The organism is Desulfosporosinus sp. HMP52 (assembly GCF_000765145.1).
Classification (GTDB): domain Bacteria; phylum Bacillota; class Desulfitobacteriia; order Desulfitobacteriales; family Desulfitobacteriaceae; genus Desulfosporosinus.
Genome location: NZ_JMGA01000032.1, coordinates 1 through 20540, shown reverse-complemented (window position 1 = coordinate 20540; position 20540 = coordinate 1). Strand labels below are relative to the sequence as shown.

At 39.0% G+C, this 20540-nt stretch carries 22 protein-coding genes; 1 reads left to right on the top strand and 21 read right to left on the bottom strand.

The genetic code is table 11. The annotated features are described in order from the left end of the window. Position 1: 1 nt before the first annotated feature. The 21 genes from coaE to polA all read right to left on the bottom strand — a co-directional run bounded on the left by coaE (position 2) and on the right by polA (position 18933). Positions 2–610 (bottom strand): dephospho-CoA kinase, encoded by a 609-nt coding sequence (gene coaE / locus DP73_RS13480; protein ID WP_034600185.1) that lies wholly within the window; start codon positions 608–610, stop codon positions 2–4. A gap of 10 nt (positions 611–620) precedes the next feature. Next, complete coding sequence (gene ytaF / locus DP73_RS13475; protein ID WP_034600183.1) at positions 621–1280, bottom strand: sporulation membrane protein YtaF; 660 nt, start codon at positions 1278–1280, stop codon at positions 621–623. A 64-nt stretch (positions 1281–1344) separates the two neighbouring features. After that, entirely contained in the window at positions 1345–3189 is a 1845-nt protein-coding gene (locus tag DP73_RS13470) for an ABC-F family ATP-binding cassette domain-containing protein (protein ID WP_034600182.1), read from the bottom strand. Positions 3190–3407: 218 nt separating this feature from the next. Then, complete coding sequence (locus DP73_RS13465) at positions 3408–3788, bottom strand: DUF2809 domain-containing protein (protein WP_034600181.1); 381 nt, start codon at positions 3786–3788, stop codon at positions 3408–3410. Between the two features lie 138 nt (positions 3789–3926). Continuing rightward, positions 3927–4376 carry a GNAT family N-acetyltransferase gene (locus DP73_RS13460; RefSeq protein WP_034600178.1) on the bottom strand — a complete coding sequence of 150 codons (450 nt, stop codon included), beginning with the start codon at positions 4374–4376 and terminating at the stop codon, positions 3927–3929. Between the two features lie 57 nt (positions 4377–4433). Next, on the bottom strand, positions 4434–5303 hold the full coding sequence (locus DP73_RS13455) for a pentapeptide repeat-containing protein (RefSeq protein WP_034600176.1): 870 nt from the start codon (positions 5301–5303) through the stop codon (positions 4434–4436). A 52-nt stretch (positions 5304–5355) separates the two neighbouring features. Then, entirely contained in the window at positions 5356–6192 is an 837-nt protein-coding gene (locus DP73_RS13450; protein ID WP_034600175.1) for a VanW family protein, read from the bottom strand. Between the two features lie 156 nt (positions 6193–6348). Beyond that, positions 6349–6981, bottom strand: a complete 633-nt coding sequence (locus tag DP73_RS13445; RefSeq protein WP_034600174.1) for a tRNA-uridine aminocarboxypropyltransferase — start codon at positions 6979–6981, stop codon at positions 6349–6351. 58 nt (positions 6982–7039) lie between these two features. After that, a complete protein-coding gene (locus DP73_RS13440; protein WP_034600172.1) occupies positions 7040–7522 on the bottom strand; it encodes a GNAT family N-acetyltransferase in 483 nt (160 codons plus the stop codon). Between the two features lie 45 nt (positions 7523–7567). Then, positions 7568–7813 carry a hypothetical protein gene (locus DP73_RS13435; protein WP_034600171.1) on the bottom strand — a complete coding sequence of 82 codons (246 nt, stop codon included), beginning with the start codon at positions 7811–7813 and terminating at the stop codon, positions 7568–7570. A 417-nt stretch (positions 7814–8230) separates the two neighbouring features. Continuing rightward, complete coding sequence (locus DP73_RS13430; protein WP_034600170.1) at positions 8231–8596, bottom strand: DUF4180 domain-containing protein; 366 nt, start codon at positions 8594–8596, stop codon at positions 8231–8233. Between the two features lie 91 nt (positions 8597–8687). After that, positions 8688–9377: an aspartate/glutamate racemase family protein gene (locus tag DP73_RS13425; protein ID WP_034600168.1), complete on the bottom strand. Its 690-nt coding sequence runs from the start codon at positions 9375–9377 to the stop codon at positions 8688–8690. Between the two features lie 31 nt (positions 9378–9408). Then, positions 9409–10632: an alpha/beta hydrolase-fold protein gene (locus DP73_RS13420; RefSeq protein ID WP_052090673.1), complete on the bottom strand. Its 1224-nt coding sequence runs from the start codon at positions 10630–10632 to the stop codon at positions 9409–9411. Between the two features lie 58 nt (positions 10633–10690). Continuing rightward, entirely contained in the window at positions 10691–11311 is a 621-nt protein-coding gene (locus DP73_RS13415) for a DUF2238 domain-containing protein (protein ID WP_081963052.1), read from the bottom strand. An 82-nt stretch (positions 11312–11393) separates the two neighbouring features. Next, the gene (locus DP73_RS13410) at positions 11394–11990 is read right to left on the bottom strand and encodes a dienelactone hydrolase family protein (RefSeq protein WP_034600167.1); all 597 of its coding nucleotides are present in this window, start codon (positions 11988–11990) and stop codon (positions 11394–11396) included. 131 nt (positions 11991–12121) lie between these two features. Then, positions 12122–12841: an AAA family ATPase gene (locus DP73_RS13405; RefSeq protein WP_034600166.1), complete on the bottom strand. Its 720-nt coding sequence runs from the start codon at positions 12839–12841 to the stop codon at positions 12122–12124. A 206-nt stretch (positions 12842–13047) separates the two neighbouring features. Continuing rightward, positions 13048–13467, bottom strand: a complete 420-nt coding sequence (locus tag DP73_RS13400) for a nitroreductase family protein (protein WP_242865761.1) — start codon at positions 13465–13467, stop codon at positions 13048–13050. Between the two features lie 338 nt (positions 13468–13805). Further along, entirely contained in the window at positions 13806–14465 is a 660-nt protein-coding gene (locus tag DP73_RS13395; protein ID WP_034600165.1) for a pentapeptide repeat-containing protein, read from the bottom strand. A gap of 148 nt (positions 14466–14613) precedes the next feature. Beyond that, a complete protein-coding gene (locus DP73_RS13390) occupies positions 14614–15018 on the bottom strand; it encodes a molybdenum cofactor biosynthesis protein MoaE (protein ID WP_034600164.1) in 405 nt (134 codons plus the stop codon). Between the two features lie 458 nt (positions 15019–15476). Then, a complete protein-coding gene (gene mutM / locus DP73_RS13385) occupies positions 15477–16298 on the bottom strand; it encodes a bifunctional DNA-formamidopyrimidine glycosylase/DNA-(apurinic or apyrimidinic site) lyase (protein WP_034600163.1) in 822 nt (273 codons plus the stop codon). 16 nt (positions 16299–16314) lie between these two features. Beyond that, positions 16315–18933 carry a DNA polymerase I gene (gene polA / locus DP73_RS13380; protein ID WP_034600162.1) on the bottom strand — a complete coding sequence of 873 codons (2619 nt, stop codon included), beginning with the start codon at positions 18931–18933 and terminating at the stop codon, positions 16315–16317. Positions 18934–19469: 536 nt separating this feature from the next. Between polA and DP73_RS13375 the strand changes: the two genes are divergently transcribed. Beyond that, positions 19470–20396, top strand: a complete 927-nt coding sequence (locus tag DP73_RS13375; RefSeq protein WP_034600161.1) for a DMT family transporter — start codon at positions 19470–19472, stop codon at positions 20394–20396. Positions 20397–20540: the final 144 nt, after the last annotated feature.

Here is a 20540-nt window from a genome sequence, read left to right as displayed (position 1 = left end):
ATTAATTGATCTTTAGCCTATCTAGTAATTCTTCCCATTTATTAGAGAGTTGACACACTGTTTGATCCTCGTCCCCAGAATTATCAATAACAACATCAGCTAGCTTGCACTTTTCATCTAGTGACCCTTGGGAAGCAATTCGGGCTTCCACCTCACCCAGACTCAGCTTGTCCCTTGCCAGAACGCGAGAAATTTGCAGGCTGCGTGGTACCCAGACAACCCAAACTTCATCTACATACTTTTTAAAACCTGATTCAAAGAGCAGAGGTACATCCCAAACACATATCTTATCCCCGCGCTGCTCAAGCGAATCTCGGTCTTCATTCATACATTGCCTTACACGAGGGTGCACGATGCGCTCTAAGCGCTTTCGTGCATCATCATCCCTGAAAACCAGTTTTCCTAAAGTGGTGCGGTTTATTTGTTGATTCTTATTTAAAATTTCCGGGCCAAATTCAGAAACTAATTTTGAAATCGTCAATGAGTCAGTTTGCAACAAACGGTGAACCGTATGATCAGCGTCGAGAACTGGTACCCCTTTATTTTTAAACCATTGGGCAACTGTAGATTTACCACTGCCAATCCCACCCGTCAAGCCAATGTTAAACATACTCCTCACCTCAGATCAATTTTCCCAATCCGATTAAGATTAAAACAACACCCGGCAAATATTCCGCCTTACTGGTCCAATACACGGGAATTTTCCCGGCCATTTGCTGACCTAGCCGCAGCATCATTATTTGGGTCAAGGCTACGACTCCAATAACTGACAAAGTCATTCCAGCCATAGCAGCTCCTATTCCACTTGCAAAGGCATCTATAGCTAGAGCACTTCCTAAGAGTAAGCTTTCTTTTAAGCTGATTACCCCAGAACCATCAACATCTGCAATATCCGGGGTCTTAAGAACTTGAATTACCAAACCGAATAATTGTAATTGAAACCTAAAAACCGGTTCTAAAACAGCTTTGGGTTGAGCATAAGCCATAGCTGGCACAGCTTCCGGAAAGACTTCTTCGCTCCCATTCCTAATAGCTTTCCCTAATTGAAAAACTCCTAGAGCGAGTAAAATTACAGCTCCTAATAACCGTGCCGGTATTAACTCAAGCCATAAGGTTACCCATCCACCGAAAAGCATTGATACACCCATTGCCAAAACTGTACACATTGCAATAGCTATAAGCGAATTTACAGGTATTCGAATACGGCGCAGCCCGTACGCCAACCCAACACCAAAACCATCCAGACTTAAAGCCACTGCCATAAGCATAGCTACTCCCATAATATGTATCCCTCCATCTTGCGACTTCAGGATAATATATGGATTCAAAGTCTATTTGGTGAAATCAAACATTTCCAGCAATCCATTCTTCTAAAGCACTATCTCTGCGTTGCTTAACCGTCTCATAATCTTCATGCAGTTTCATAGCCAACTCATAATTAGTATTGGCCGCTCCAAGCTCTTGTTCTAATATTTGAAGTTTTGTTTCTAACTCTTCAATTTCTAATTCAAGCTGCTTCATTCGCTTTTTTTCACGTGCTTGAAGGCGGCTCTCTTGTTGATCTTGTACACTTGTCTTATTATTTCCTTCGAGAGGAGCATCACTAAGTTCTTCTTGCTGTTGTTTATATTCTTTGAACCCGGTGTAATCTCCATCATAAAGCAGCAGTCCGCGAGGGGTTAGTTCAGCAATTTTGTTGGCCACCTTATCTAAAAAGTAGCGATCATGGGAAACCATTAGTACAGTTCCCTCGTACTCCTGAAGAGCTTCTTCTAATACCCCACGAGTTTCCACATCCAGGTGATTTGTCGGCTCATCCAGCAGGAGTAAGTTTCCTTGCTCTAGGAAAAGTTTGCATAAAGCTAGACGGCTCTTTTCTCCTCCACTTAAGACAGATATAAGCTTAAATACATCATCTTTTCGAAACCCATATCTGGCTAGAAGACTTCTAATCTCCGGATCCTTTAAATCGGAAACCATTCGGATCTCATCCATTACCGTACCGGAAGTACCCAGATTTTCATGCTCCTGTGAGTAATAGGCAATTTTCACATTTGCTCCCAAACGAATGGTTCCCTTAAACGGAACCTGATCAAGAATGGCTTTGAGAATAGTCGTTTTTCCGATCCCATTTTTACCCAACAACGCTACTCTATCTTCACGTCTTAGATCCAGTTGTACATTGGAAAAAAGAGTCCTGGTTGCGAAGGAAATCGATAGATCTTCTATTAAAAGTACCCGATTTCCGCTTCTTCCACCACTTCCCATGGAGATTGAAAGTCCATGATCTACCTTGCTAACCTGAATAGGCTTAAGTTTTTGCAGCTGACTTTCCCGGCCCCGAGCCTGCTTGGAGTTGACTCCAGCCTTATTTCTACGAACATATTCTTCAAGCTTAGCAATCTTTTTCGCTAAACGTTCTGCTTCTCGATCTATTGTCTTGGCCTCTATAGCTTTGAGTAATTCATACTCAGAGTAATTTCCGGGATAACTTTTCAATCCGCCGTTTTCCAGACACAAAACTCTCGATACCGTTCTATCTAAAAAGTATCTGTCATGTGAAACAATCAGCAAACCTCCGGAATAATCTCTCAAGTACCCTTCAAGCCATTCCATTGCAGCAATATCTAAATGATTGGTTGGCTCATCTAATATTAAAAGTTCAGGGGCTCGAAGCAAAAGCTTACATAGGGCTAACCGAGTTTTTTGTCCCCCGCTTAGCATAGCAACCTGAGAATTCATTTCCTCTTCTAGCCCTAAACCTGCTAATATTTTCCGAACTAAAGCTTCTAAAGCATAGCCTCCTTGGCGTTCGAAGGATTCAGTCAAAACAGCATACTGCTCCATTACTTTTTCACTTGGAGTGGTACCCATTTTTTCTTCTAACTCCCTCAGTTGTTCCTGAACATTTAGTAAATCTGCACGTTCCTGGATTACACAGTCAAAAACCTTACCTTCATCTTCCACAATAGGAGTCTGAGGCAGATAACCGTAGGAACCAAGGATTTGAACCTCTCCACATTCTAAGCGCATATCACCTATACAAGCCCGAATGAGAGTTGTTTTACCTGCTCCGTTCGGACCAACTAGAGCTGCCTTTTCTCCATTTTCCAGGGCAAAACTAATCCGCCGAAAAAGTGGCTCACCGGATATATCAACACCGCAATCGCGGCAAAATAAAACACTCATTTTTCTGCACCTGCTCTATTGATATTCATCAAAATTCATTTTCATGATACTGGGTTTACTATATAACGTTTTGGGTTCCTTGATAAGGAAATAAAACCAACTCTTGGTCATCCCGATATTTAAACAAACAAGCTCTTATCGAAATTTACTATATCATAGACCTTGTTTACTAACAAACTCAAAACATCCTTCGAGACAAGAAAATATGAATAAACAAATTAATTAAGCCTACGCTCAATCAATAATCCAAAACCAATTCCCAGAGTATAGGAAATCAGATCACTCCATAAAAATCCGTAACCTAAGACTAAACCGCCAATACTAGTGTGCCTTAATGAATCAATCCAATAGGAATGGTATAGTTGACTAATCTCAACAGCATAGGAAAAGATGAGCGCACCGGCTGCAACCACTCTGGTTGGTCTGGCTCTGAATAGGAGACCGAACAAGAAAAAAACCATCAGCCCCCATAAGATATCCCCTAAATACAAATTAATCCAAAGTGGTAAAAACGAAGAGAAGCTTCGTGCGCTTAAGCCACATATCATAACTATTGTCACTAGCATTAGATATCTGATTAAATTCCTCTTACCGTGCATAGTACTCACCATATCCTCCATAGGATTATTTGGTTAAAAGTCACTAATAACATTATTACTTCTTAGCTAAATAATAATAAATCATATCCAGTGAAGGTGGGCAGCTTATTTACCTGCCTCAGCATTATTACTACCTACTTACTTCTTGTGCAAGCAGATTAGTTGGGTGCTATTCCACCCTATAGATTTATAAAAATTCAACGCTGAGATGTTATTCTTATCGGCCAATAACTGCAATCTTTTTACTCCCTTTTCCATCGCCCAGCCTTCAATGGATTTAAGCAATTCTTTACCGATGCCTATTCCCCTAAATTCTTTATCCACTACCAGATCTTCAATAAGAGCGACATGCCCGCCCTCGGCAGTAGAGACTAAAATCTGAGCAGTGCACATTCCAATAACTTGCGAATTGTTCTCGGCAACCATAATACAACCCTTGGAATCATCCTGCAGCAATATTTCAAGACCCTTGCGTTGTTTGCTTTCATCAATTTTGAAATCACGCTCTATTGAAAAAAGGATTTCCAGCAACCTAACGAGTGCGGAAATGTCCGTACTTTCGGCTCTTCTAATTATAGTTTTCGACATAAATGGTTCAGCCTCCCTTTAAGCCTAAAATTCGTAGGTTCTAAACCAATCTTCGTTCTAGGCGTCCCATTGCCTTGGCCGGGTAAATGATGGTCGTATTTTTGTGAAATTATCTCCCTTTGTGGTGTTAATTTGTGCTTGGGTAAGAAAGAGGCTTTTTGTTAAATCTGCGCCTCTGAGGTCAGCATCTCGTAAGTCAGCCCCGATAAAATCAGTTCCCGTCAAGTCAGTTCCTCTGAGGTCTGCAGCGATAAGGTATGCTCCTCTTAAATTTGAACCTCTAAGATTAAATTTTCTAAGGTCTGCTCCAATAAGATTAGCCCCCCTACCGAAGGACTTCTTTCGCCCCGTACTGGTCTTCTGCCCAAGAAGAGCTTCAGCTCGAACAAGTTCACTAGTTTTAAGCAATAAAGCGTTAACCTCTGCACGTTGTGCCGCTACATCTATTTTCAAGAGAGCCTCAGGACTAAGACCAGTTACAAGTTCAGTCTTAGCAAGCATAACTTGGAGTTCCTCATGGATTGTTCGGGTTGGTTCTAATGTCAAAGCTTCCGTCAGATACCAGACCAATTCATGGAGTTGTCTCATAATAAGGAATACCTCGAACATGTGCATAGCAGATTCAGGTTTTTTACGCCAGTCCAGTCCCGAAAAACTTATTTGAGATACTTTTTGCCCCGCGCCAAAGCAATCAAAAGCCATGCAACCTTTCATCCCTTTTTCCCTCAGAGTTTGATGAATGGAGCAGCGAAAATCCGGCTGTAGATTAATGCATGGTTGACCCGCGTCTTTGTTATTGGGGAAGCCTTCCGAAGCTGCGAAGTACAGTGCAACACAACATAAACCGAAACATTTTTCACAATCGGCAATCAGATTGCGGTATGCTTTATGCGTTTTATGAGTATTTATGGAATTATCTTGGCTCATTGAAAATTCTTTTCCTCCATTTCAGGCAATCCTTAATTAAATCTTTTAGTGATTAAATACTACTTGTTAACATAGGCTCGTACATCATTATTGCATGATTTTCAGTGATAAACTCGTCACCTAGCTGATTATTATGGAGGTCAAATATCTGACGTCTTATAACATTGTGACGCATGTACCCGCCCCACCATTCTTGGGTAATCAAATGGTCACTTTCATAAACCTTATATTTATGGGATAGAGGTTGATCACATCGCCATTGGCCTTCCAGATCTGATTCTCCGACATTTATTTGAAGTTGATAAGAATTTAGGGTCTCATTTTTTATTTGGAGATCTATATAATTATAAACAACTGTAGCACCGCTTCCAAAGGGTTGAGTCCTGTTAGCATCCGGAAATACGTCATGAGTGTGGCGCCAGCGTTCCTTTACTTGTAAGGGGGTATGTAAGGTCGTCATCCAATAGATAAGATTGGAAAGTTGGCATAGGCCACCTCCTACTCCTGGTTCAAAAGACCCGTTTATTAGTACCATCCCTTCCAAGAACCCTTTTGCTTTCGTTGGTTTTCCGACCAAGCGCCAAAGGGAAAATGTCTCTCCTGGTTTAAGAACTAACCCATTTATCTTCGACACAGCCAACTTCAAGTTCGTTACCTTGTTTTCTTGCAACCACATATCAACATTTTTAAGCTGCCGATACAATAGGGTTTTATGATTTGCCACATTAAAAGGGAGTGCAAGATTTTGGAATGTAGATGCATACTGGGTTGACCTAGAAAAATGCCATTGGAAGTAGCGACGCCATGTAAAAAAAAGCTTGCCAAAAAGCAACCGGTACTTAGATCGTGTCACCGGCCTTTCAGACTGATATCTAAACTCGCTAGCCAGGGCTTTTCACTCCCTTCATGGGTATAACATAGCTTAACTGTCAGTTTGCTAGTATGTAAAATCCACCTCCATCTATATTTAGTCCATAATTGAATAAAGTCACTATTAAACTCTTTGGAAATAACTAGTTTTTCGCTTTATCGTTCCTGGAGCAAATTAGTCTTTAGGCAAATGGGAGTTAGCACCTGCTTTATAGTGTTTAAGAAAAAGGTTAAAGTATTGCTCTACTATTCTTTGCTGTTCTGTCTCCCCAGTACTTTTTAGAATTTCCATTGCTGCTTCAATCGTGCAAAGTGTTTTTTGAAGCCTACCCCTTCGCAATGTGAACTCGGACTCATAATCCGGCTTTATAGAGATTTGGGGAATACTTTTTAAGTAATCGCACTTCCTAAAGATCTTTCTTGCTTCCTTCCAAGTACCATCAATTAGAATGAATGCGTTCGTTTCTTCTTGAAGGTTGCTTAGACTTTTACTCTCGAAATCCTCATTCTCAGACGGAAACAATAAATATGTATTACCTTTAAAGTTAGTCATCATCTCGATCAATTTTTGCGAAGGTTTGGTTCGTTCCCATAAGAATATTTCTGTTGAAAGGGGGTTTATTAATTTAAGTAATCTTCCAGTACTTGAGGGTCTGGAAAATTCCCTTTCACTTGTTAAAACCCAAAACTTGGCTCTTGAATTTATTGGAGTAACCATATTACATATGCAAGTCAAAGTCGGCAAACCACATTGATTACAACTATCATATAGTTTGGTGATTTGCTTTACTTTAAAAGCATTATCCATTGCGTCATGACTCCTTAAACTGTAGTACTTAAGATTAAAATAATATTCTAAAGTAATGTTAATTTCTAATGTTTAAATACATAGCCTTACTTAATTCTCTAAAACCATTCCTAGCATAAAATTGTTCGGCATTAGAATTAAATGAATATACTTTCAACTCAATTCTATCTACATCTTTATTCTTAGCCCATTCGATGACTCTTCTTAAAAGTAGTCTCCCAATACCATGTTTTTGGTAACCTTCCCTGACAGCTATGCCATCTAATTGTATCCATTCCCTCTTCTTAATAATTGGGAAATTAGATGACTTTTGTAAGTAACATTCTGCAAAACCAACAACTTTTGAATCTGCCTCAGCAACAAAAAGCCCTTTATTAGAATCGTTAATGCTTTCCAGTAAGTACTCTTTTGCCTTTGCATAGTCTTCAGGTAAAATGAAAAGTTCCGGATGATTTAGCCGGTGTTGTTCGTCAAGTTCAACGTATACCTCGCATAAACTTTCATAGTCCTTTATGACTGCTTCTCTAACCTTTATTTCCAAATCTACTCCTCCGATTGTGCCGCTTGAAAAGTTGCGAAATCTGCTTTATCGATGACTATGAATTATCTGATTTGCTCTATGGACATCTTCTTTCCTAACAAAAATTTCATAGTTTGTGCTATTGGGCATAACGGAGTTTCCTATACCGCCAGAAGAGTTATTGGTTATTTTCGTTTTTGCTTTTACCCCATTATCCAGCAGTCTTCCTCGTATGCCGGCATATTTATCCAGGTTGTTTGTAAGATAAACCGTTTCCCAACCAAAAAAATAACTTAATATCCTCTTGAACATTTAAACCCACCTCCCCTTTTAAGCCCTCACCGCAATTTAACCTTTTTGTTGATTGTCTTTCAAGGATCATGAACTTGTTAAGTTCGTAACTTCAATTTCAGCTTAAATGGTCAACTTCAGCCCGAGAGCTATGCCATAAACTAATTATTCCTATTAAGTAAACTTAAACGCCTCCATATAAACGTACTTGTCAAAGTACTCAACAGGATGATTGTAACTAAAATAGCTACTACACATATTCTCGAATTCCAGGTAACTTGTTCATATAATTATACTATATTTTGGCATTTACTTCAGCATATTATCAATGGTGCATCGATGCACCATTTGCCCTCTCTTTCCCGAGGAGAAGTCATCATAAAAATGCACTGAACATTAACCGCTCAGTGCTTGTACTTTACATTTTCTTGATAACAATCATTGGTTACTCAATTTTTGAACAGCCTGCAGTTCATTGGGCAAGAAAAATATATCCTTTCCATTATTACTCTCATAAATGAAATCTTTAAGGCTCTTGCTGGTATACGCTGAAAAATCACCGACAATTGCTATCTTCACATGATAATTGACAAACTTTTGTAAGATTTCACCGGCAAGTTTAGTTCTTAAATCGAAAAACTCTTCGCAAATTGCTGATTTATAAAAAATTATACGATCACAACCTGTTTCGTACCTAATTGTTGCCATTAAATCTAATGCGGATTGGACATCTGTTATCAATATCTCGCTACTAACTACTACAGCAATTTCTATATTATTATGTTTTACGGTATTAATTTTCATACCTTAACCTCCAATTGAACGACTGAACGTTCATTGTGCCTGTTTGCTACAGCGAATGCTAGGGGCTAGGTTTAAGAATTTTAGAAATAGATTATTCTAATGCTAAGTTTACCGCCCCTATGGCATGAAGCGAAGTTGTATCAAATAAGAGTACAGACGAGTCCACTGGTTTAACTAACAAACCAATTTCTGTACACCCTAGTATAATTCCCATCGCGCCTCGTTCTATTAAATCCTCAATGATTCTTTTATATTGGACTCTAGATTCTTCAATAACCTGTCCCAGACATAACTCGTTATATATTACTTTATTAACTATTACCCTATCCGCTTCCACTGGAATCAATACTTTTATACCCATAGTCTCTAAGCGCGATTTATAGAAGTCCTGTTCCATAGTATATCTTGTTCCCAATAGACCAACTGTTTTAATATCGTTAGATAAAACATGTTGTGCTGTAATATCGGCAATATGAAGTATTGGAAGATTAATCCCCGCCTGAATCTCTTTGGCAACCTTGTGCATCGTATTAGTGCAAATAAGGATAAAATCTGCCCCCGCTAACTCTAGACTTTGAGCAGCATCTATTAGAATCTGAGCAGCCTTTTTCCAATCTCCATTTCTTTGACAGATCTCTATTTCCTCGAAGTCTACGCTGTAGAGAATGCATTTGGCCGAATGCAGACCTCCAAGCCTTTGCTTAACTTCTTCATTGATAATGCGATAATATTCGGATGATGATTCCCAGCTCATTCCTCCGATTAAACCGATTGTCTTCATTTAAATTCCCCCAAAAATATTTGATTAGATTCTATTTAAGAATAGCAATACTTTCTTGCGCAGTTAACCCTGTTGAAGATTTAACCGTTATTTTCGTAACTCCCTCAGCAAGTGGAAGTAGTCCACCCCCGAATCCATCGATTTTTAACAGATCTGATTTTTCTACACTATAGTTAGCCGAGACTTCAGTCATTTTGAATCCTGAATCATAGGTTACAACTGAATTGATATGCTTAATAGCCTTATCACTAAGGTATATTTTATTTTCCACGTATAGCTTCATGGACTCAGGCTTACCGATATTCCCGAATAAAAACAGTAATACTGGCTCTATCCGTTGTGCCCAGAAGCGTTCAGAGTGTTCTCCATCAGGAGCTTCATAGGCCACTAGTTCATCAGAGTATTTGTATCCATTATTCATTAATAGCAGAACCCCATTAGCTGCCATGTTAACAAAGCTATCTTCTTTAGACCCTACATCGATCCATATCTTTAGTGGCTTCTTGTCTTTATATACTCCCGTGCTTAACATGTCATATAATTTATTGTCTCCCCAGCCCAGGTAAGGGGAAAGCATGGCAAGTTTGCTAAAAACTTCCGAATGCCTGAACCCTATATTGAAAGTAGCAAGACCTCCAATCGATGCACCCATGAGGGCTGTGTTGTCTCTATCTGATAAGGTTCGGAAATTTTTATCCATAAAAGGTTTTATATCATTTATTACGAAGTCCTCGTATAAATCGCCCTTGCCTAAAACAGGCTCACCCATATCTACCCCATCCCAGTGAGAATATTCACTAGTTCTATGTTTTCCAATATTATCAATGCCAACAATAATGATTTCTTTGATTTTACCTTCTGAGATCAATTTATCTGCTTCGGTATGCATATTAAGTGATTCCTTTGACCAATCAGAAATATCAAAGACACTTTTGCCATCGTGAACATATAAAACCGGAAACTTCTTCTCTTTATCATCATAGTAGCTTGGCGGCAAATATACATGCAGGCTCCTATTATTGTTTAACATAGTTGCATGAAAGTCTTCTATAACAATTAACCTTGGCTTTTTAGCTTGAAACTCTTTATTCATATCTACAGGAAGAAAATTCTGTGCCAAAATATCGACTGGCGTTGTACTCCCCCGAGATTCAAATGGAATAATAGATATCGGTGATTTAATAAGTCCTATTGAAAGTACAGTAAATACACACATTAGTGCTACTAGCCAAGGATATTTACTTTTAATCTCCATTTTTCGCCTCCTCCTTTGAGGTGAGAAATTCTTTCTTAAGTGCAGCAAAGGTCTCTTTTCACTGATTAATGTATTTTTTAAGGAACTTGTCATGGAGATTGCTCATAGATGCTAATGCCATTATTGCTCCTAAAAGTGCCATAAACATGTCCCATTGTGTATCCCAAACATCCCCTTGAGTACCTAAAAATGCATCAGCTGCGCTACCGGTGGCCTCTGCCACTCCCCATTCAATTAATTCATAGGATGCACTAATGGCAAGACAAATGCTAATTATAAGGAATGATAATAATTTACCTCTTTTTAAAGCTGATTTCCGTACTAATATTTCTCTGACGATAATAGCAGGTATAAAACCCTGGGCAAAATGCCCCAGCCTATCATAATAATTCCTAGCAAGATGAAAAGCATCTCTTATCCAATTAAATATCGGCATTTCTGCATATGTGTAGTGTCCACCAACTATTAGTATGATCGCGTGAACTAATATTAAAAAGTAAACTAAATTGGTCAATCTAAATCGGTTATAAGTTAAAATTACTACAGTTAGCCCAATCAGGGCAGGAAGAACTTCTAAAAACCATGTAAATAAATCCTTTGGATTTATAACTGACCAAATGAGCACGGCAAAAAAGACCAATAACAAGCTCCTATGGAATGGTTCTACCCTATCGTTCATTCTAATCCTCCCTGAAATCTCTATTTTACACAGAAAATATGTCAAGGTTATGTAAAGTACTGCCAGCTAAACACAATCGCTGTCATCTACCTTTTAAACTACTTAAAAACCTACTAACTAAGTCCTGTGCGGTTTTTTGAGATTGCTCATTATAATTTTTACTAAAAGGATCACTAAATCCATGTTTCCCATCCAATATATGTGTACTAACAAAAGGCTTCGTTTTAAGAGCATTACTTAATTCTAAAACATCAAAGAACTTTTCTTCCTTTGCCCAAATTAATAATACTGGGCATTTCGGATTTATAAATTCATAGTCCCGTATTCTAGATCCGTAGTAACAAATCGCCCCATCAACTGTACTCTCTAAACCGCTACATAGCCATGCTGCCGTAGCCCCAACACTAAAGCCTAGTAAATATACCCGTTTATAATTGCTATGTGCTTTCTTCAATATTTTCTCAAATTCCTCTGTCATCGAATTGAATCCAATGTGCTCAATAAAATACTGATAAGCTTCTCCTTCTCTATTATAATTAAAGAATTCTTTACCCTTAAGGAAATCAGGACACAAAACATCATATCCCGACTCCAAATATTGTTTACATACCCATTTAATGTGGGGGTTAATACCATAGATCTCATGTAAAACAATTACTGCGTATTCTTTACGTTCCATAATATTTAATATCGCTCCAAGCTATCATACTATTAAAGTGCCATTTCAAAGAACGTTCGGAAGGCTTTCGACACCGAAGTTACTTAAATTCATATCCTCTCCGATATCTCAAACTCTATTAAAAGTGAAGCCTATTCTTCAAATAGTTTTCGTAAATAACGATCTCTATTTTCCAAGAAGCCCTTGGTAATTTGATAATGTGAGGTATCTTCATAGGTTGTTTGAGAAACCGGTGAAGTATCAAAATCGAGAATCTGGGCATCTGGGTAAGCCAAAATAATTGGAGAATGTGTTGCAATAATAAATTGGGACCGACCGCCTTCTACTAAATCCTTAATAATTCTCAACAAGGTGAGCTGACGAGCTGGGGAAAGAGCAGCTTCCGGTTCATCCAATAAATAGATTCCCTTTTTCCCAAACCTATTAGCGAATATCGACAAAAATGATTCTCCATGGGATTGTTTGTGTAGGGAGTTGCCACCATAGGGCTCATAAGCAGCTGGGCCGAGACTATCAATATGAGAGGCAAAGTTGTAGAGGCTTTCCGCCCTGAGGAAAAAACCATTCGTGATTTTGGGTGCCCAGGAAAGCCTAATATAATCACCTAATGCTGATTCTGAGGAATGGACTTCATAAAAGTTATTTCTGCCTCCACCGGCTGTGTTGAAATCACATTTATAGGCAATAGCTTCAAGGAGCGTAGATTTCCCTGACCCATTCTCGCCTACGAAAAATGTCACACTATTGTTAAACTCGATGGTTTCTAAACTTTTAAACGCAGCTATGGAAAACGGATAGACCTCGTGACTTGGGATCCTTTCTTTAAGTAAACTTAATCTTCGCAAGAACATTGCTAGTCTCTCCTATCTCTGCTGGCTAGGTCGTGAAATTCCCTAAACTCACAAGTTAACTCTATCTGATGTAAGTAATTAGATTTGACTTTCTGTCTGGTACATCGACGACAATATCATCTTTATAGCCAAAAATCGCCGCATAGTAAGGCTTGTAGCCCTCTGGTAATTTAAGTTCATGTCTTAATTCTGTTCCTAGAGGTGAATTAAACGCTAATAGGACGAAGAAAATCCAGCAAGCCCCCCCCAATTGATTCTGCAGCCAGAAGTAAATTCTGAGTAGCAGCGGCACAATCGGCTTCAAGAGGTACGAAAGCTTTCTCATCGCCAGAAACAATAATTAGTGTTGGTGCATGGTATAAGCAATTAAATTCCTTATCATTACCTAATTCCCTTAAGTGTTCAATATCCATTTGCTGAGCACCTTGCTTAGCTGCAAGATTCAGTTTCTCTAGTAATTTCTTGTTTTGAATTACAGTAAAATGCCATGCTTGATTTCCAGCGTTAGGAGCATACATTCCCGCCTCAAGTATTGCCTGCATTTCCTCGCCTTTGATTTGCTCTTCTTTAAAACTTCTTGTACTTCTACGCTGCTTAATGACTTTTAAAGTTTCATTAGTAATCATGAAATTATCCCACCATACCAGTTGTTGTTTTGCGACGCGTCCCAAAACGATAATCACAGCTTCGACATAATTGGTAAGAATTTCAAGACTTTTAACCCTACTAAGATTTGATCATCCGACGTATAAATAAGCATGACAAATTGTTGAAATTCGCATGATTATACGACAGGAGGAATATAATGGCTATTTCAGGGACTATATCGGATCTTAAAATACTGGTAGCATTGTATGGTAATGTGACTATAAAAGAAATAATTACATTTAAAGGTTTAAATGTATCTATGGTTGCTTAAGGGATAATTGATTTAACTGTATGAAAATAATCTACAATTTACTATTTATTTTACAATCAAACCTAGTAATCTAGAAAGACCAACCGCTTGCATAGCATTCACTATGATACCATTAATATCTGTGATATTTACTCCTATCCCTTCAATATCACAACTTGTAAAATCTATTCCTCTTAGATTTGTGAAGTTCATTTGAGCCTCAATGAGATTAGAATCTTGAAATTCTACATTAATAAACAATGAGTTTTTAAAATCCGCAGAAATCAATTGACATTGTTGGAATACAACTTGCTTACAATTTGAATAACGAAAATATGCATATTTACTATTACAGTTTATGAATGTTACATCTCTCAATGTAGCTTCACTTAAATTAATACCCACCATCTTACAATTTATAAATTCGACTCTATGCAAGGTAGCTTTACGAAAATCAATATTTGATAAATCACAATTTTGAAAGCTTACATCTATCAGTTCTAAACCTTTCAAAGTGATCTTGTTAAAAATGACTTTATTCAATTTTACTTTTTTAAAAGTCATGCACTCTGCTTCATTATTTTCTAAATAGCAATTTGAAATTATTCCATTGGAGACTATCATTTCGTCCACAATATTTTCTCCGGTTAACTCTATGATATCTAAATCATTGCCAAGTTCTAATTTAGGTTTTAAAACCTTTGTATTTATTTTCTTCTTTTCCATGAGTTCTTACCTCTTTTTAAAATCCCCTCAACCTCAGGCTTCTTCATCATCTACCGATGCTGGAAGTTCATCGGATCCCGTAACGTCCCGCGTGTCCCTACCCTGTTTCTACATTCATTTTCTCTTTGATGTTGCGAGCCTTCTGGCACTATTTTTGTTCAATTTCGGTAACACATTCGCTTTTAATCTTTTCAACCAGAAATTGCAATGCATCAATAACATGCGGTCTGATATCGCCGCCTATCAGTACATACATTATGTCATCGCCTAATTCGAGCTTGCCTTGATTAAGCCAAACCCTAACATGGAAGATACCGTCCATCTTATAGGTTTCGGCAATCGCTGCATCAACCTTTGCAGCATCATAATCAAATTCCATTCCCCTCACCATCGAACCGTCATCAATTCCTTGGCGCACCTTGGCTTTGGGGGTTTGGCGCACAACGCCATTATGAACTAAAAACATCCCTTCCTGTAAAGCCGCAGGATTTTTTTTTGCTTCTTTGAGCCATTCATCCATTGATGGTGATAGCTTTTTCATTTCATTAATCATAAACTAATCCACTCCTTATTTAGGTAGATACCCATTGAATCAAATCAATAATAGGATGAAGCTAAAAATAACATTTTTCCATTTATGATTCTTTGCTTCTAAACGAATGAGAAGCATAAATACATATTCTAATCAAACTTCGTCATGTTAATTCATATTCCTTTTAAACTTAATCATTTATTTACTCTTAAGTTTAAAATATTATATTTAATCCTATTCCACTGTCCTTCTCAGCACTAGCATTTTAGGTAAGACTAATCAATGAACAGCCTCTGCCCGCAGCACATACAAAAGGAGCATTGATCACTGCGTTATAGCAGTTCCAACAGCTCCTTTCACAGCTTCTCTTAGGAGTACTCAATATTATCCTCTATACACTCATCAGGAATGCCCAATGTGCAAGAATATCTCCCAGGAAGTTTTGGCAGACTCATATTTTTAACTAAACCAAAAAACATTTATTTTTGACACTGCGAACAATAGACCGTCGTCCGTCCGGCAAGGCGAATCCGTTCTAATAACTGCCCGCAAACTTTACATGGTTCCCCTCCCCGGCCATATACTTGTAAAGCCCGTTCGAAGGATCCTTTCTCTCCATTGGCATCGCGATAATCTCGAAAAGATGTCCCTTGAGCATCGATCCCCGCCTGGAGGACGTTTCTGATTGCCTCATGGAGTTTAGCTATTTCCTCATCGGATAGGGTATCTACAGTACGGCTGGGTGAAATCCTAGCTTGAAAAAGGGATTCGTCAACATAAATATTTCCTAAGCCTGCTAAGACATGTTGATCTAATAAAGCGGCTTTTACAGAGATTTTTTTCTTCCCAAATCGCTCTTTCAAAACCTGAGGAGTAAACTCCAACTCTAAGGGTTCAGGCCCAAGTTTGCCTAAGGAAGAATCACTGATGCTCCGAGAGGTGGGTATGGCTTGGATACGCCCAAATTTACGAACATCTGAAAAATGAACTTCACCCTTGTCTAAACAGAAAACTACATGAGTATGCTTGTCCGGGAGTTGTTTTTCTGTGTAATAGTTTAAACGCCCAGTCATTCTCATATGGGCAATCAGGGTTAGATCATTATCTAATCTAATTAATAGATATTTACCCCGGCGATCAATCCTTTGAATTTGACGATCGGTAACTAATACTTCAAAGGGTTGATCTTCCCAACTGATAACCGCAGATGACCAAACTAGCTTAACTTCTTTTATTTTCAAACCATTAACATGCTGAGCTAATGTCCTTCGGATTGTTTCAACCTCGGGAAGTTCGGGCATATTATTTCTTCACCCCTTATATTGTATGAAACGGCTTCATTTCGTACCAGTTAGGCCCAACCTTACATTCCACCGTCATTGGCACAGTCAAAGGATAGGCATTTTCCATTTGTTCCTTTAACATGCGGGCAACATTTTTCAGGTTTGCCGGAGCTACTTGAAGCAAGAGCTCATCGTGTACTTGGAGTAGCATTGTTGCTTTAAAGGGTTTCAATCCATCAGCTACTTTTAGCATAGCTAATTTCATGATATCCGCAGCTGTGCCCTGTACCGGCGTATTCATTGCAATCCGCTCTCCAAACTGACGTTGAACTCGGTTGGAATGCAGAAGCTCAGGAATGCGGCGCAAGCGATTTAACAAGGTACGGACTTGTCCCTCTATTTTGGCCTGGGTCACAACATCCTCCAGATACCGTTTAACTCCACTATAGCGCTTAAAATACTGCTCGATATAAAACTTAGATTCTTTACGCGGAATGCCCAAATCCCTAGAGAGGCCGAATTCAGTTAATCCATAGACCAAACCAAAATTAACCGCCTTTGCACTTCGGCGCATATCCGAAGTCACCTCATCCAGTGAAATTCCAAACACTTCAGCAGCGGTTCTGGTATGAACATCTTGTCTCAGGGCAAAGGATTCACAGAGTAAAGGGTCTTGTGAATAGTGGGCTAAAATCCTAAGTTCAATTTGAGAATAGTCAGCAGAGAGAAGCACCCACCCTGGCTCAGTAGGCTGAAAAACCTTTCGCAGTTGTCGTCCCTGCTCTAATCGAATCGGGATGTTCTGCAAATTAGGTTCTGTGCTCGACAAACGTCCGGTTGTTGTCACAGTTTGTTGAAAGGTGGTATGAATCCTACCTTCCTTGGCCTGAGCAAGTAATCCATTTACATAGGTAGACATTAGTTTATTTAATTGCCGATAGTCGAGAATCTTTGCCACAACAGGATGGGCTATGCGAAGTTCTTCTAAGGTCTCCGCATCTGTGGAATACCCAGTTTTCGTCTTCTTGGCCGTAGGCAAGCCCAACTTTTCAAAAAGGATGGTTCCTAACTGTTTAGGAGAGTTAATGTTAAAGGTCTCCTCAGCTAAAGAATAAATATCTTGCTCTAGCTGTCTTAAGGTTAGACTTATTCCTTCGCCGAAGTTTTTTAACGCTTCAGAGTCAATGGCAATTCCGTGCCGTTCCATTTGCGCAAGAACCAAACTTAAAGGTTCTTCTATTTCATGCAAAAGACTAGTAAGTCCCAGGGTACTGATATCTTCTTCAAACTTAGGGGCAACTTGAGCTAAGGCTGCAGCTTCCTCGGCAATATTAGCGAATACCCCTTGACTGGAAAAATACTCTTTAACCAAATCTAGGGGCGCAAACTTCGGTCTCGATGATTGAATTAGGTAGGATGCTAGGCTTAGATCTAAGGCTAAGCCCTTTAGTTCCACACCTTCGTTAGCAAGTAATAAGGCTACCGTCTTGCTGTCCGCTAAGGTTTTAGGAATCTCATCGCTTCCCATTAATCCCAGCCATGCTTCGCAAACTTTTTCCGATATCCCTTCACGGTCCAGAGTAAAGGTCTCTCCTTGGACAGCTACTCCCCATTCCAGCCATTGTCCCCCTTGCAACCCTGTCCCTTTGTATCGACAGGCTAGGGTAAGAGGTTTCTTTTGGGATTTCCATTCGTCTATCTGAATGAGCCAATCCTCTTCTGACATTGCTCGTTCAGGCCAAGTTTCTAACACCGCCTCTAAGTTTTCACTAAGAAGTCCTTCATCATTATGACGCTCATGCCATAAACGAGTTACATTTCTCAGGTCATACTTTTGCAGAACCGGCAGGACTTTAGAGGCCTGTGGACGTCGATAAACAAAATCCTCGCTAGAAAAAGTCATAGGAACTTCCGTCAGCATCGTAGCCAACTTCTTGCTTAGGATGGCCTGGTCGGCATATTCTTTCAAATTACTCTGAACCTTTTTCCCAGATACTCTCTCAACATTCGTCAAAACATTCTCGACAGTTTCAAATTCCCATAGTAATTTCAGGGCAGTCTTTTCTCCGATTCCCGGGACACCTGGAATATTATCTGAGCTGTCACCCATTAGACCCTTAAGATCAATGATTTGATAAGGCCGCAGTTGATAGCGTTCCCATAGGGCCGTTTCATCGTATCGTTCAATCTCACTGATCCCCTTTTTAGTCATAAAAATATTTGTTTTTGGGGATATGAGTTGGAGTGCATCCTTGTCCCCTGTATAAATTTGAATCTCCATTCCCTGAGCTTCCGCTTGTTTAGTTATAGCGGCAATTAAATCATCCGCTTCGTAGCCCGCTAGCTCAAGCTGAGGAACATCCATTTCTGCTAATATCTCCTTGAGATAATCAAATTGTGGGCGCAATCCCTCAGGAGTTTCTTTCCGCTGCGCTTTGTAGCCGGCATACTGTTCAATCCGAACGGTTGCCTTAGTTTTATCGAATGCAACCACCCAGTAATCTGGGTGCTGCTCTTGTTCTAATTTAAAGAGCATGGTCAAAAAACCATGGAGAACATTGGTTGGTCGTCCATCCGCTGTTGTTAACGGCGGAAGTGCATAAAAAGCACGATTTGCAAGGCTATTTCCATCTAATATAAGCATACGCGGCATCCTGAAAACCCCCATTCTTTCACAGTTTACTATATCATACGGAATACCTTCAAACAAACTGAGGGAAAAAGGACTCCCTTTCGCTTATTGGAGTTAGTAGATAGATGGATCCAAGAATTAATCATTATCATAGGAAATTTAGTAGTTATAGTCACCGGTTCGACGTACATTCATTAATCCTTTGTTATATTTAAGAAGAAAAGCCGGGAAAAACGTGGTAAACTTAATGTCAACTGAAAACATCCGTTTGAAAACTTTCAAAATGATACCAACACAACATTAAAAGCTTGAGAGGAAGTGAAATATCCTGGTTTATAGCTAGCATATATGAATAAACTACTAGGGATTACCTTTCGATTAATTATCCTCTTTTCCAGCACTCTGTGCGTAAGCTGTTGGAGTTGCCTTTGATATTATCCGGGGGCATACGCGTTTGGACACCACAAAAAAATCCTTAGTAGCTTAAGTCCTTTATTGCTGCCACTTTATTTAGTCGATTAAGTGATTTTTTAGCATTTGTGACCAGGAACATTCTGATGTCCGATAAACAGGTTCGATTACTGATGGTTCTAACAAGTCTCCTTTGGTCCGGGGCATTTATAACGGGAAAATTCTCCGTTCAAGATTTCCCTCCCTTTGCCCTTACTTTCTTTCGCTTTCTTTTTGCTTTACCATTTATTTTCACAATTTTGTATATCAAAGAACCGAAAAACCTCTTCCCCCGCGGCAAACAATGGCCCGCCCTTCTCTTACTCGGATTTGTCGGCACTTTCTGTTATCATGTCTTATTTTTTACTTCTCTGAGCTATACTACCGCAATTAATTCCTCCCTAATCGGGGCCATTAATCCCATGGTCACTACCCTCTTAGCTGCGATGTTCTTCAGTGAAGGATTAACATTCAAGAGAATGTTAGGGATTTTCCTTTCTTTTAGCGGTGTCTTTCTCTTTATTACCAACGGGGATTGGCAAATAATCTCTCAATTTCAAGTAAATCACGGCGATTTTCTTATGCTGCTTGGCGTATTTTGCTTTTCGACTTATTCCCTACTCAGTCGAAGATACATGAAGCAATATAATATATCCCCTTTCATGATCACAGCTTATACATTCTTAATATGTGTAATCATCTCTTTTCCCTTTGTTTTATGGGAAAACCCAACTACTTACTTATCAACGGCCACAGCAAGAGGTTGGCTCTCTATTTTATATATGAGCGTATTTGCATCAGTATTGGGTTACCTCTTCCAATCAATTGCCATTCAACGTATTGGTGCCTCTCGAACTGCCGTTTTTATTAATCTCGTACCTATCTTTACAATTATCCAGTCTGTGACAATCTTAGGAGAATCCATTACACTCATCAAATTAATATGCGCAGCCATTGTTATCACAGGTGTTTATTTGGCAACACGTCCTGATACACAGACTCCTTTTTTAAATTCACCTAATAAAGTTGCTTGATTAAGCTGAAATAAGAAAAATCTTTCCTTAAGTGAAGCCTTCTTTCAATAATTAATACCCATATTTTATCAAGGAACTTTAAACTCAGTACTTAACATCGGATATTACTTAGAACATACAAGCTAACAAATAAAATGCTCAAAC